The sequence below is a fragment of the Nesterenkonia sp. AN1 genome (assembly GCF_000582475.1).
Classification (GTDB): Bacteria; Actinomycetota; Actinomycetes; order Actinomycetales; family Micrococcaceae; genus Nesterenkonia; species Nesterenkonia aurantiaca.
Genome location: NZ_JEMO01000004.1, coordinates 57,145 through 70,266, shown reverse-complemented (window position 1 = coordinate 70,266; position 13,122 = coordinate 57,145). Strand labels below are relative to the sequence as shown.

Sequence of the window (13,122 nt, the reverse complement as noted above, 5' to 3'; positions counted from 1 at the left end):
GACACCAGGGGATTCTGGTGGGTAGGCGATCGGTCTATCTGGTTCCGCGGACGCTCACTGCGGAGGAGGCCCGGACGATGAGTTCGGGCTCCAGCTTCTGGGACGAGACCTCTTTGCCGGCGATGAGCGCCAGCAGGGTCAGCAGTGCCTCGCGGCCCATCAGGTGCATCTTGGACCGGATCGTGGTCATCGGGATCCCCACCGATTCGGCCAGTGGAGTGTCGTTGTAGCCGATCAGCGCCACATCGTTGGGCACCGAGAACCCGTGGTCCTGCAACACCCCCAGCGCGCCGATGGCAGCGAAATCGTTGGTGGCGAACACGGCGTTCGGTCGGATCCCCGCCTCGAGGATCTCGCCCATCGCCTGGCGACCGGCGGCGGTGTCGAAGCCGCGGTAGATCAGATGGTTCTCCGGCACCTCCACCCCGGCTTCGGCCAGGCGGTCGATGAGCCCACGGGTGCGGTCATAGGCGGTGGAGGCGAACTCCAGTCCGGCGAGGACGACGACGTCGGTGCGTCCCAGCTCGAGCAGGTGCTCGGCCACCAGGCGGCCGCCGAGGTAGTCGTCGCAGGTCACCGAGACATGGCCCTCGCGGCGTCGGGAGGTCAGCACCAGCGGCACCCCCTGCTCGCGCAGCTCATCGAGGAAGGTGTCATCGAGGTGGGCGTCGCCGAAGATCAGTCCATCCACTCGGCGGTCGATCATCGCCCGGGTGCGGGTGCGCTGCAGGGCCGTGTCATCCAGGGAGTTCATCACATAGGTGTTGATCCCGTTCTCCATCGCGGCCTCTTCGATGCCCTCATAGATCGTCGCGAGCACGAAGTCCTGCAGTCGGGGCACCATCACCCCGACCAGGTTGGAGCGGGCGGTGCGCAGGCTCGCGGCGTGGGGGTTCCGCGTGTAGCCATGGTCCTCCGCGAGCGCAAGGATGGTGCGCACCGTCTCGGGCGCCGCCCAGCGATGCCGCTGATCCGGGGGAGAGCCCAGGACGCGCGAGACCGTGGCCACGCTGACTCCGGCGAGCTCGGCCAGCCCGCGCTGGGTGACCGCTCGTGCCCTCTGCTGTGCCATCTGCACCTCCTGCTGTGTCAGCCTATCGCCCTCTCGCACCCCTGAAGCCGCCGGAGAGGCTTTACAAGCAATTAACACAGAAGTCTACGAAATCGATTGCCGTAAACGATTGTGTGTGGTGAGATCTACCTCATACGACGCACCGATCGAATTGAGGCCCTCTTGTCCCGCATCGTCCTTCTCGCCACCGGCGGCACCATCTCCTCTCGGGAGAACGCCGCCGGGGGATCCCGTGCCAGCGACTCCGCCGCGCAGCTGCTCGCGGCGCTGAAGCACCATGCCCTGGCGGATCTGATCAGCGAGATCCAGGTCGAGACGCAGGACATCTCCGTGGAGAACTCCTTCAACTTCAGCTTCTCCGACCTGGCCCGCATCGACTCCGCGGTGCGTGAGATCCTGCAACGTCCCGAGGTCGACGGCGTCGTGGTCACCCACGGCACCGACACCATCGAAGAGACCCTCGCACTGCTGGCGCTGACCCATGACGACGACCGCCCGGTGGTCTTCACCGGCGCTCAGCGCAGCCCCGATCACCCCGACAGCGACGGCCCGCGGAACCTGCGCGACGCGATTCTGGTCGCCGCCGATCCCGCCTCCCGCTTCCACGGGGCGCTGCTGTGCTTCGGGGGAGAGATCCACACCGCGCTGCCGCTGCGCAAGGCTCACGCCTCTGCGCTCCAGCCGTTCTCCCATCCCAGCGGCGGCATGCTGGGCCGGCTCACCGAGGCCCAGCCGCAGTACTACTTCGGACCGCGCAGCCTTCCCCGGCTGCCCCACCCCACCCAGAACTTCGGTGACCAACGGGTGGACATGGTCCTGTCCTACCCCGGGGCCGACGGCGCGCTGATCCGCAGCGCGATCGCATCCGGCGCCGCAGGGCTGATCGTCCTCGGCGGAGGTGCGGGGAATCCAGGCAGCGCCCTGGTGGAGGCGATCGCCGAGGCCACGCAGGCCGGCGTCGTCGTCGGGCTCGCCAGCCGGACCTTCGGCGGCTCGGTGGCCGCGATCTACAGCGGCGGGGGAGCGGTGGACGCGCTTGCCGCCGGGGCGGTGGCCCTGGGAGATCTGCCCGGGACCCAGGCACGGGTGCTGCTCGCACTGCTGCTGAGCACCGGGGCCCGAGAAGAGACCAAAGACCGGCTCGAGCGCTGGGTGCAGACCGCGCGCTGAGTCAGAACAGCAGGAACTGGCAGAGAAGTACACGCAACGGAAAACAAGTAGAGAAAGAGGACTTACATCATGGCTAAAGAGATCTACGTAGCACTGGGCATCGACGTCGACGCGGTCGGCGGCTGGCTGGGCTCCTACGGCGGTGAGGACTCCCCGGGAGACATCTCCCGCGGCATGTTCGCCGGTGAGGTCGGGGTGCCACGGCTGAACAAGCTGCTGGCCAAGTACGACCTGCCCGCCACCTGGTTCTGGCCCGGTCACTCCATCGAGACCTTCCCCGAGCAGTTCGACCAGGTCGTCGCCGCCGGGCATGAGATCGGGGTCCACGGCTACAGCCACGAGAACCCGATCGCGATGACCCGCGAGCAGGAGACCGACATCCTGACCTACTGCATCGACCTGATCGAGAAGCGCAGCGACCGCCGGCCCACCGGCTACGTGGCCCCCTGGTGGGAATTCTCCACCGTCACCAACGAGCTGCTGCTGGAACAAGGCATCAAATACGACCACTCGCTGATGCACCGGGACTTCGAGCCCTACTACGTGCGCGTCGGGGACAACTGGGAAGCCTCCAAGATCAACTACGACAAGCCGGCCAGTACCTGGATGAAGCCGCTGGTCCGTGGCGAGGAGACCGACCTGGTGGAGATCCCGGCCTCCTGGTACCTCGATGACCTGCCTCCGATGATGTTCATCAAGGGCAGCCCGAACAGCCACGGCTTCGTGAACCCGCGCCACCTCGAGGAGATCTGGCGTGACCAGTTCGACTACATCTACCGGGAGAACGACTACGCGGTCTTCACCATGACCGTGCACCCCGACGTCTCCGGCCGCCCGCAGGTGCTGCTGATGCTGGAGCGCCTGATCGAGCACATCAACTCCCACGACGGCGTGAAGTGGGCCCAGTTCGACACCATCGCCGATGACTTCATCAAGCGCTCACCCCGCCAGCTGAGCACCCCCCCCACAAGACCCTCCACTTGCACCGGAATGAGGACAACTGATGTCGACCCCAGCAGTTGAGCAGCCCAAGCCCATGGCGAAGATCCCCGCGAAGCAGACCGTGCTGGTCACGGTCATCTGCTTCGTGGCCTGGAGCATCGCCGTCTACGACTACATCCTCTTCGGCACCTTGCTGCCGCGCATCGAGGAATCCTTCGGCTGGACCCAGAGCTTCGCGCTGCTGGTCTCCACCCTGGCCAGCGCGGCGATCTTCATCGTGATCATCATCTTCGGTCCGCTGGTGGACCGGATGGGCCGGCGCAAAGGCATGATGGCCTCGGTGGGCGGTACCGCTGTCGCCGGTGTCGCCACCGCGGCCGTCCAGGGGGCGACCTCCGTGGTGGCCGTGCGCGGCTTCACCGGGCTCGGCCTGGCCGAGCAGAACGTCAACGGCACCTACCTCAATGAGATCTTCGCGCAGACCGAGTCCAAGCGGATCAAGCGCAACCAGGGCTTCTTCTACTCCCTGGTGCAGTCCGGGTGGCCGGTGGGCGCCCTGTTGGCCGCAGGCTTCGTCGCGCTGACCGCGCACTTCTTCGGCGCGGAGAACTGGCGGGTCGCGTTCCTGCTCTCGATCATCCCCTCGATCGTCGTCTTCGCCCTGATCTACTTCCTGCTCAAGGAGACCCCTCAGTTCACGACGATGAAGAAGATCCGGGACCTGCGCAAGGCAGGCAAGCCGGAGGAGGCCGAGGCGCTCTCGGCCGCCACCGGTCTCCGGGTGGAGAAAGAGGTTCCGCTGAAGCGGATCTTCAACGGCAAGCACCGCCGCAACACCATCGTGCTCTCGCTGGCCTGGACGCTGAACTGGTTCGGCATCGCGACCTTCTCGGTGCTGGGCACCTCGGTGCTGGAGTCAGGCAAGGGCGTGGACGCCGACAGCGCACTGCTGATGATCGTCGGCGCCAACCTGGTCGGCGCCCTGGGCTACCTCACCCACGGGTTCCTGGGCGATAAGTTCGGACGCAAGAACGTCGTCGTCGTCGGCTGGCTGATCGCCGGCGTGGCCTTCGCGGTGATGATGCTGGGCCCGAACAACCCTGAATTCGTGCTCCCGCTCTACATGGTCGGGCTGTTCTTCCTGCTGGGCCCCTACGCCGCGATCATGTACTTCCAGGCCGAATGCTACGACGCCGACTGCCGGGCCACCGGCTCCGCGTTCATCAGCGCCTTCAGCCAGCCCGGGGCCGTGATCGGCGGGTTCATCCTCACCGCACTGGTGGCCGCCGCCTTCGAGTTCGCCACCGCAGCGCTGGTGGTGGGCGCGATCGGCACCTTCGTCTCAGGACTGGTGATGCTCTTCGCCAAGAAGGTCGAGACCGATGTCCCGCGCGAGGAGGTGCCGATCCCGGCGCTGCGCCCCACCGACGAGGTCGTTCAGGCCGCGAGGAGCAACCGATGACCGCAGAGAACACAGCCACCGCGGCGCCGGTCACCGTGATCAGCGGGGCCGCCTCCGGGATCGGGCGCTCCACCGCGGAGTACCTGGCCGGCAAGGGTCACCGGGTGGTGATCGGTCACTTCGGCAAGGACCCGCATGACCCGCAGGAGACCCTCGACCTGGTGACCGCGGCCGGGGGAGAGGGCGTGATCCTGGACCTCGATGTCAGCTCCACCGCGTCCACCGACGCGTTCATCGCCGCGGCGGTGGGCCATTACGGGACCGTGGATCATGTGGTGGCCAACGCCGGGATCCTGCGCCAGGCGCCGTTCGCTCAGATGGACGACGCCAGCTGGGACGAGCTGCTGCAGGTGGACCTGCATGGCGTGATGCGACTGGTCCGGGCCTCCCTGCCGCACCTGGGGCAGGGGAGCTCGATCGTGGCGACCTCCTCGATCGTGGGCAGCTACTACGGCTGGGCCGAACATGCCCACTACGCCGCCGCGAAGGCCGGGGTCATCGGGCTCACCCGCAGCCTGGCGGTGGAGTTCGGACCGCGCGGGATCCGCGCGAATGCGGTCATCCCCGGGCTGATCGAAACTCCGCAGTCGCTGGACTCGGTGAACTCACTGGGCCCCGAGGGGCTGAAGGCCGCAGGGGACTATATCCCCTGGGGTCGGGTGGGCAGACCTGAGGAGGTGGCCAGCGTGATCGGTTTCCTGCTTTCGGCCGATGCGAACTACCTGACCGGACAAGAACTCACGGTCGACGGCGGCCTGACCGTCGCGATGAGAGGCTGAGGTTGATGAGCACTGAGGTAGCGCAGATCCCGGGCGCCGGGATTCCGAACTACGGCAACATCCTCGCCGGGCGCACCGCCCTGGTCGCCGGGGCAGCCAGCGGCATCGGGGAGGCTATCGCGGCCCACCTGAGTGCTGCTGGCGCCCGGGTGGCGCTGGCCGACCGCTCGGCGAGGGTCACCGAGGTCTCCGCCGCATTGAACGCCCGCACTGGGGCCGACGGCACTGTGGCAGACACCGTGCCGATCATCTTCGACGCCGCCTCCGAGGAGGCTGTGGACGCTGGGGTGGCGGAGACGATCGAGGCACTGGGCCGGATCGACACCCTGGTCACCTGCCACGGGATCCTCACGGAATCTCCCTTGGCGCAGATGAGCCTGGCCACCTGGCAGGAGACGCTGAGTGTGGATCTGACCAGCGTCTTCCTGCTCAACCGAGCGGTGCTGGCCGGGATGCTCGAACGCGGCGACGGGCGGATCATCAACGTGGCCTCCCAGCTCGGGCAGAAGGGCGGGTCTGGGATGGCGCACTACGCCGCAGCCAAGGCCGGGGTGATCGCGATGACCAAATCCCTGGCCCGGGAGGTCTCCGGCGACGGGGTGCTGGTCAACGCCATCGCCCCCGGGCCCATCGAGACCCCGATGGTCGCCGGGATCAGCGAGGACTGGAAGATTCAGAAGCGCGCCGAGCTGCCCCTGGGCCGTTTCGGCACGGTGGACGAGGTGGCGCCCACCGCGGTGATGCTGGCCTCCTCCCCGGGCGGCAACATCTACGTGGGCCAGACCCTGGGACCGAACAGCGGAGACGTGATGCTCTGATGTGCGGCGGCTGTGGCGTGGCGCGGCAGGACTGGGCCGGACCCATCCTGTCCAGCTCCCACGCCAAACCCCTGGTGGCTCGCCTGCTCTCCGGTGTCGCAACCGGGCTGAGTGTGCGAGCCACCGGGGTCGGCTGGACCGTGACCCAGCCCGGGCGGCCGGTCACCGTGCACACCAGTGGGCTCGCGCTGCTGGATCAGGTGTCTGCATGGCTGGTGTCCCGGGGCGTGAGCGCTTCGGCGGTGACGTCCGCGCTGGAGACCGCGCCGGATCACCGCGCGGTGCACGTGACTCGGGAGATGTTCCCTGCCGCCAGGACGGAAAGTCTCGAGGGTGGCGCGCAGGTGGTCCCCTCCACGCAGTTGGTGCCGACGTTGCTGGTTGCGGCACTCGGGATCCGGATGGATCCAGGCGGCGTCGAGCAGCGGCTGGTGCTCCAGGACGCGGAGGAGTCCTGGACGCTCCGAGTCGACTGAACCTCCGCCGTCGTCTCAGGGGCCTCCCGGGGCGAGGAACTGATCCCGGGTTGTTTCCCAGGGAGGTGAACTCTGGTAGGCATGAACCTAGTAGTCCGCCCTGACGTCACTGCCTGCCGGCAAGTCACCCGCCACAAGGAGACACCGTGTCCAAGAATGAGAACAACGCCCACCGGCTCGATGTCCCGCTAAATGGTGTTCGCGGGCCCAAGGGTGCGAAGAAGACCCCGTTCGAGGGCGACCCCCGCACGCTCTGGCGGGTGAACCAGTACCCATCCCCGTTCACGCTCGCAGACGTTCCGACTCGCGAGAAGATCGGGTTCAAGGGCAAGAAGGACGACGGGGAGGAGGCGCTCGCCGAACGCTCGGCGATGCTCGCGGATCTGCAGGAGCTGATGTGGGCCCATGTGGTCGCCGCCTCCGAGGCGGACCAGTGGGAGGTCGCTAAGGCCATCGCCGGACGGGTTCCGCGTCGGACCCCGCAGGAGAAGGCCCGCCGCGAGGAGCTGTTCTCACCCGAGGTGGAGACTGCGCTGAACAACCTGGACCGTGGCCCGAGGATTCTGCTGGTGCTGCAGGGCATGGACGCTTCCGGAAAGGGCGGGGTGGTCAAGCAGGTGGTCAGCTCGATGGACCCGATGGGTATCGAGGTGGCCGGATTCGGGAAACCCACCCCGGAGGAGCAGCGCGAGCATTACCTGGAGCGCATCATCCGGCGCCTGCCGCGGCCAGGTCTCGTGGGCGTCTTCGACCGGTCCCACTACGAGGATGTGCTGGTGCCCAGCATCACCGGCAGCGAAAGCCCGGAAGAGATCGAGCGTCGCATCGAGGCGCTGATCCTCTTCGAACGCGAACTGGTCCGGCTGGGCTTCGTCATCATCAAGGTCAAGCTGCTCATCTCCCAGGAGGAGCAGCTGGACCGGCTGGTCTCCCGGCTGGACCGTAAGGAGAAGCACTGGAAGTACGACCCCTCCGACGCCGACGCGCGGGCCGAGTTCGACACGTATCAGGAGCTCTACTCGCGGGTCATGGAAGCCACCGACGCCGACCACGCCCCCTGGCACGCGATCGGAGCGGACCGGAAGTGGTACTCCCGGCTGGCGGTCCAGGAGCTGCTGATCGCAGCGTTCTCAGACCTGAAGCTGCGCTGGCCCGCCGCGGACTACGACGTGGAGGCCGAGCGGGAGCGGCTGCTGAAGTCCTGAGGTCTCACTGACGAGGCGGAGAGCCTAAGGGAGGGTGCGTCCTGCATTCTGGGCCTCGGGTGCTGGTTCCGTCGGGTACTCCCAAGCTCGGATGTGCTTCTCAGGCCGAGTCGGCAGGATCATCAGGATTATAAGGACGATTGGGCCGACGAAGGGGATCAGCACCAGGAAGTACGTGGGTCCTGGGAGTCCCGCGTCATGCAACCTGCGCCAGCTCAGTGCAAGCATCGGAATAAACGTCAGGAGGCCCCAGATGAACGCGCCGAGCGCGCTCGCCAGGACCAGGCCTTCGACGTTTCCGGTGCCCTCCGTCAGGTCGAAGCGTCCGAGGGTGGGGTCGTAGGTGCGCAGGTAGGGGATCGAGATCACGCCGGTGACGACGTTCGTGAAGAGCTGCACCCACCAGTATTCGCTGCGCGAGGCGTACCCCTTGAAGTGCGTGTACTTGCCGAAGAAGCGCCGCACGGCTTGGCCCAGCGTGGCGCCGTAGAGCGGCTCATCTAATGGGGGAACGGAGGTGGGGGTGGTCTGGGATGGATCGGTGCTGTAGCTGCTCACGGTTACTCACTCCGGTGTCGACGCTCAGGTATGTTCAACCCTACGGTGCATCGCGCTGGTCTGGGAAGACCCGTGGAATGCGGGTGAGCTCGATGTTTGAGTGTCAGTCAGGGATTTGACCGGGTGCGACTCCGGTCGCAGGGAGCCCATCCTCAACGTGTCGATATATGTCAGTAAATATGATCAAGTCTTGCACTTGGAATGAGTGCGTTCTACGCTGAACCAAGGAATCACGAGTTCCGGACGAAAGCCCTGGCTGTCCGGACAGCAACCCTCTCACCGTAGTGGGGTGCTCCAGGTGATGATTCGGCCCGGTGTCACAACCGTCCCGGGCAAGTACGGTGCCTGCGCATCCGCCCCGAGCACGGGACGCTGCGCGGTGCCACGGTCCGAAAGAGACGTGGAAACCTCATGCCTGACAGCAACTCCGCCCCCACTCCGCTGCACTTCAACGCCTTCGTGATGAACACGAACAGCCACATCCATCACGGCCAGTGGCGGCGCGAGGATGCCCACCAGACGGAGTTCACCGATGTGGACACCTGGGTCAATCTGGCCAAGATCCTGGAGGCGGCAAAGTTCGACGCCATGTTCTTCGCCGACGTCTCCGGCCACTACGGGGACTCAGATGCCGACTACTCGGTCTACCTCAACGAGGGCCTGCAGATCCCGTCCAATGATCCAACCGTGCTGCTCGGCGCGCTCGCCGTGGTGACGGAGAACATCGGCCTGGCCACAACCTCCAACGTCTTCCAGTCCCACCCGTTCCAGTTCGCCCGGCAGATCTCCACACTGGACCACATCTCCAAGGGTCGGATCGCCTGGAACATCGTCACCGGGATGCAGGACAACGGCTCACGCAACTACGGCATGCCGCGATTGACCGAGCACTCCGAGCGCTACCGCTGGGCCGACGAATACGTCGATGTGACCTACAAGCTCTGGGAAGGCTCCTGGGACGAGGGTGCAGTGATCAACGACCGCGCGGGATCCCGGTACTCAGACCCGGCCAAGGTGCACAAGATCTACCACCAGGGCGAGCGCTACTCGGTGGAAGGCCCACATCTGCCCTCACCCTCACCCCAGCGCACCCCGGTCCTGTTCCAGGCCGGCTCCTCCGTCTCTGGTCGCGACTTCGCGTCACGCAACGCCGAAGCCGTCTTCTTGGGGGCGCCGAACCCAGAAGTCGCCAAGGCGCAGATCGAAGACACCCGTGCCCGGGCCGTGGAAGCCGGACGCGCCCCAGAGGACATCAAGTTCTTCCAGGGGCTGAGCTTCATCATCGGTGACACCGAAGAAGAGGCGCAGCGAAAGCTCAAGGAAGCCGAAGAGTTCGTCTCGCTGGACGGCTACCTCGCGCATGCTGCCCTGGTGGATCCCGACGGACGCGTCTACCCGCCCGAGACGCCTCTGAAGGACGTGCAGACCAACACCCGGCGCGGATTCACCGAATGGGCTTCCAAGACGATCACCGATCGTGAACCGCTGGTGGCGGATATCGCCTGGCGTTCCAACCGCAGCAACCGGATCGTCGGCACGCCTGAGCAGATCGCTGACCAGCTGGAGGCGTGGCAGGCCGCCGGCATCGACGGGGTCAACGTCGTCAATTGGGTGATCCCCGGATCCTTCCAGGAGTTCGCCGAGAAGGTGCTGCCGGTGCTGCGCGATCGCGGACTGGCTCAGCGCGAATACACTCCGGGCACGCTGCGGCAGAAGCTCTTCGGCCGTGATCGGCTGCCCGCGACCCACCCCGGCGCCCGCTACCGCGGAGCCTTCGCGCAGGTCCCAGCGACTGTCTGATCTGTGACGTCCCGGGCCACTCGCGCCCACGTCCTCTCTGCTTGAACCACTCCGAGAAGGAGCACCATGACCACCCCGCCCCACCTGAACGCACCCAAAAAGAGACAGAGATTCAGGACCCCGCTCAGCGCTGCGGCGATCCTCAGCGCCACCGTACTCACCGCCTGCAGTGGCACCTCCGGCCTGGTCAGCGCCGAACAGGTTGCCGACCGGCAGCCCGCTGACGGCCCTCAGTCCGGCGGCATCATCGAATATGGACACCTCCAAGAGCCGAAGTGCGTCTACGGCGGGTGGATCCAGGAGAACTTCACTGCGCGCCAGATCCTGGACTCGCTCGTCTCACAGGACGCCGATGGCAAGATCGTTCCCTGGCTCGCCACCGACTGGGAGGTCTCGGAGGATCAGCTGGTCTGGACCCTGACCCTGCGCGATGACGTGTCCTTCACCGACGGCACGCCGGTGGACGCTGAGGCCGTGGCGTATAACTTCGACCACTGGCTCGACGGCGGCAACGGCACCGCGGCCGCGCACCTGGGCGGGTTCTACGAGGACTCCAGCGCAGTGGATGAGCACACCGTGGAGGTCCACCTCTCCGCGCCGTTCTCACCGTTCCTCTCGACGCTTTCCCAGTCCTACTTCGGGATCCAGTCGCCCACCGCGCTGGAGACCCGCAGCGAGGAGGAGAACTGCAGGGCCCCGATCGGTTCCGGACCCTTCACCGTGCAGGCATGGGAGAGCGGCCAGTACCTCGAGTTCGTCCGCAACGAGGACTACAACTCCGCCCCCGCGAACGCCAAGCACCAGGGCCCGGCGTACGTGGAGGGCATCCGGTGGAGCTTCATCCCTGACAACACCTCGCGCTACGGCTCGCTGCTCTCCGAGGAGAGCGACGTGATCGGAGAGGTGCCGGCGGTCAACATCGCACAGGCCCGGGAACGGTTCGACTTCGAGCAGTACATCACCCCGGGGCGTCCGGTGGTGATCAACCTGAACACCGAGAAGGGCGCCTTCGCCGATCAGCAGGTCCGCCAGGCGCTCAGCTTCGCAACCGATCGGGAAGCCAATATCGAGTCGGCATTCCTGGGCACGGTCCCCTTCGAGCCCAGCGGATACCTCTCCCAGAGCACCCCGGACTACGACGTCGACGCGGCCACCGAGTACCCCTTCGACCTGGACCGCGCCGATGAGCTCCTGGACGAGGCCGGCTGGACCGAGCGCGCTGAGGACGGCACCAGACTCAAAGCCGGGGAACGGCTCGAAGTGGTGTTCACCTACGGACTGAACACCATCGTCACCCCCGACGGAAACACCGCGATCCAGAACTTCCAGGAGCAGGCCCGCGATGCCGGCTTCGACATCCAGCTGCGCCCGCTGACTCCCTCAGAGAACTCCTCCGGCGCATTCTCCGGCCCCGATGCCTATGACGCCCAGGTCGGCTACTGGACCTCACCACACGCCGGCATCCTCAACATCAACTACCGGCCAGGCACCGAGGATCAGCCCAATGGGGCCAACACCACGTTCCTGGTGGATGAAGGAGTCTTCGCAACGATCCAAGAGGCGCTGCAGGCTCCGACGTCGGAGGACGTCACGAAGCATTTCTCCCAGGCGCAGCACGAACTCAGCGAGCTCGCCCCGGCCATCGGGCTCTACACCCAGACCAACACCATCGCCGTCTCCGATGAGCTCAGTGACGTCTGGCTCGAGGAGTCCCAGGGCTCACCGGTCTTCCACGACGCCTATTTCCGCGCTGAAGAATCCGTCACCGAAGAAGAGGGCTGACCCATGACTGTTCCGCCACTCAGCGCCACCACCGAGCCATACCAGGCCACCACCGCTGATCCGACTCCCGTCTCCCCACGTCAGAGAACCGATCCGAGACTCGTGGTCTCGCTGATCCTGCGCAAGCTCGGCGGGGCCGCCTTCGTCGTCTGGGCAGCCGCCTCCCTGACCTTTCTGATGCAGGCGCTTCTGCCGGGAGATCGGGCCACCATGCTGCTGAACCAGCAGACGGGTCAGGTCCAGGAACGCTCCGCAGAGGAGCTGGCACCGATCAATGAGATGTTCGGATTCACAGACCCGCTTCTCGTCCAGTACCTGAGCTTCCTGGGCGGTCTGCTCCGTGGAGATCTCGGCGTCTCCTACCAGCTGCTGCAGCCGGTCACCACGGTCATCGGGGACCAGATCGCGCCGACCGTCATCCTGACCTTCTCCTCCCTGGTGGTCGCCTGGGTCATCGCGCTGGTGCTGCTGGTGCTGACGGCTCGCCGGGTGGGTTGGGTGTCCCGGTTGTTCTCCGGCCTCGAAGCCGCCGCCGCTGCGCTGCCCCAGTACTGGCTGGGCATCATCCTGCTGGTGGTCTTCGCCCTCGGCCTGGGACTCTTCCCGGTGGTCGGGGGAGAGGGACCCCTCGGACTGGTCCTTCCCGCCCTGACCCTGGGCCTCCCGTTGGCCGGCTTCCTAGGCCAGACCATGCGCGCCGAGTTCGAACGCACGCTGGACGAACCCTTCGTCCTCACCGCCCGGGCTCGCGGGATGAGCGACACCGGGGTGCGGATCAGGCACGTGCTGCGCCACGCGCTGCTGCCTGGTCTGACTCTGACCGGCTGGGCCATCGGCTCTCTCTTCTCGGGGGCGGTGATCGCGGAGAACGTCTTCTCCCGGCCAGGCCTTGGGGGAGTGCTGGTCGATGCCGTCAACGGGCGTGACCTGCCGGTGGTCTGCGGCGTCGTGATGCTCGTGGCGCTCATCTACGTCATCGCAAACCTGGTGGTGGACACCGCCTACGTCCTTGTTGATCCGCGCCTGAAACTGACTCACTGAGTCAGAACTGGAGTAAC

12 protein-coding genes and 1 riboswitch are annotated in these 13,122 nt (G+C 66.3%); of the genes, 10 read left to right on the top strand and 2 right to left on the bottom strand.

Going from position 1 to position 13,122, the window contains the following annotated elements; translation table 11 throughout:
* Positions 1–34: 34 nt before the first annotated feature.
* Positions 35–1,072, bottom strand: coding sequence for a LacI family DNA-binding transcriptional regulator (locus BG28_RS02655; RefSeq protein WP_036473942.1), 1,038 nt, complete (start codon positions 1,070–1,072; stop codon positions 35–37).
* Positions 1,073–1,234: 162 nt separating this feature from the next.
* Between BG28_RS02655 and BG28_RS02650 the strand changes: the two genes are divergently transcribed.
* The 7 genes from BG28_RS02650 (at position 1,235) to BG28_RS02620 (ending at position 7,924) form a co-directional block, all read left to right on the top strand.
* The gene (locus BG28_RS02650) at positions 1,235–2,242 is read left to right on the top strand and encodes an asparaginase (RefSeq protein WP_036473940.1); all 1,008 of its coding nucleotides are present in this window, start codon (positions 1,235–1,237) and stop codon (positions 2,240–2,242) included.
* 69 nt (positions 2,243–2,311) lie between these two features.
* Positions 2,312–3,265: a polysaccharide deacetylase gene (locus BG28_RS02645; RefSeq protein ID WP_084479357.1), complete on the top strand. Its 954-nt coding sequence runs from the start codon at positions 2,312–2,314 to the stop codon at positions 3,263–3,265.
* Positions 3,246–4,646: an MFS transporter gene (locus tag BG28_RS02640; RefSeq protein ID WP_051500875.1), complete on the top strand. Its 1,401-nt coding sequence runs from the start codon at positions 3,246–3,248 to the stop codon at positions 4,644–4,646. The genes BG28_RS02645 and BG28_RS02640 overlap by 20 nt, the downstream gene beginning before the upstream one ends.
* Positions 4,643–5,425, top strand: coding sequence for an SDR family NAD(P)-dependent oxidoreductase (locus BG28_RS02635; RefSeq protein ID WP_036473935.1), 783 nt, complete (start codon positions 4,643–4,645; stop codon positions 5,423–5,425). The genes BG28_RS02640 and BG28_RS02635 overlap by 4 nt, the downstream gene beginning before the upstream one ends.
* Before the next feature lie 5 nt (positions 5,426–5,430).
* Positions 5,431–6,243 (top strand): SDR family NAD(P)-dependent oxidoreductase, encoded by an 813-nt coding sequence (locus tag BG28_RS02630; protein ID WP_051500874.1) that lies wholly within the window; start codon positions 5,431–5,433, stop codon positions 6,241–6,243.
* A gap of 17 nt (positions 6,244–6,260) precedes the next feature.
* Entirely contained in the window at positions 6,261–6,719 is a 459-nt protein-coding gene (locus BG28_RS02625) for a hypothetical protein (RefSeq protein ID WP_152539187.1), read from the top strand.
* Between the two features lie 146 nt (positions 6,720–6,865).
* Positions 6,866–7,924, top strand: a complete 1,059-nt coding sequence (locus BG28_RS02620; RefSeq protein WP_051500873.1) for a hypothetical protein — start codon at positions 6,866–6,868, stop codon at positions 7,922–7,924.
* A 24-nt stretch (positions 7,925–7,948) separates the two neighbouring features.
* Here the strand turns inward: BG28_RS02620 and BG28_RS02615 are convergent, their stop codons facing one another.
* A complete protein-coding gene (locus BG28_RS02615; RefSeq protein WP_051500872.1) occupies positions 7,949–8,482 on the bottom strand; it encodes a DUF805 domain-containing protein in 534 nt (177 codons plus the stop codon).
* A 228-nt stretch (positions 8,483–8,710) separates the two neighbouring features.
* A riboswitch (SAM riboswitch) is annotated at positions 8,711–8,827 on the top strand.
* Positions 8,828–8,893: 66 nt separating this feature from the next.
* Between BG28_RS02615 and BG28_RS02610 the strand changes: the two genes are divergently transcribed.
* From BG28_RS02610 to BG28_RS02600, 3 genes are all read left to right on the top strand, one after another.
* Positions 8,894–10,282 carry an LLM class flavin-dependent oxidoreductase gene (locus BG28_RS02610; RefSeq protein WP_036473931.1) on the top strand — a complete coding sequence of 463 codons (1,389 nt, stop codon included), beginning with the start codon at positions 8,894–8,896 and terminating at the stop codon, positions 10,280–10,282.
* A gap of 66 nt (positions 10,283–10,348) precedes the next feature.
* The gene (locus tag BG28_RS02605) at positions 10,349–12,064 is read left to right on the top strand and encodes an ABC transporter substrate-binding protein (protein WP_051500871.1); all 1,716 of its coding nucleotides are present in this window, start codon (positions 10,349–10,351) and stop codon (positions 12,062–12,064) included.
* A gap of 3 nt (positions 12,065–12,067) precedes the next feature.
* Positions 12,068–13,105: an ABC transporter permease gene (locus BG28_RS02600; protein WP_051500870.1), complete on the top strand. Its 1,038-nt coding sequence runs from the start codon at positions 12,068–12,070 to the stop codon at positions 13,103–13,105.
* Positions 13,106–13,122: the final 17 nt, after the last annotated feature.

Excerpts from the sequence above, each read along its gene's own strand:
- BG28_RS02640 (WP_051500875.1), top strand. The coding sequence starts at position 3,246 with ATGTCGACCCCAGCAGTTGAGCAGCCCAAGCCCATGGCGAAGATCCCC.
- BG28_RS02645 (WP_084479357.1), top strand. The coding sequence starts at position 2,312 with ATGGCTAAAGAGATCTACGTAGCACTGGGCATCGACGTCGACGCGGTC.
- BG28_RS02610 (WP_036473931.1), top strand. The coding sequence starts at position 8,894 with ATGCCTGACAGCAACTCCGCCCCCACTCCGCTGCACTTCAACGCCTTC.
- BG28_RS02635 (WP_036473935.1), top strand. The coding sequence starts at position 4,643 with ATGACCGCAGAGAACACAGCCACCGCGGCGCCGGTCACCGTGATCAGC.
- BG28_RS02605 (WP_051500871.1), top strand. The coding sequence starts at position 10,349 with ATGACCACCCCGCCCCACCTGAACGCACCCAAAAAGAGACAGAGATTC.
- BG28_RS02600 (WP_051500870.1), top strand. The coding sequence starts at position 12,068 with ATGACTGTTCCGCCACTCAGCGCCACCACCGAGCCATACCAGGCCACC.
- BG28_RS02630 (WP_051500874.1), top strand. The coding sequence starts at position 5,431 with ATGAGCACTGAGGTAGCGCAGATCCCGGGCGCCGGGATTCCGAACTAC.
- BG28_RS02655 (WP_036473942.1), bottom strand. The coding sequence starts at position 1,072 with ATGGCACAGCAGAGGGCACGAGCGGTCACCCAGCGCGGGCTGGCCGAG.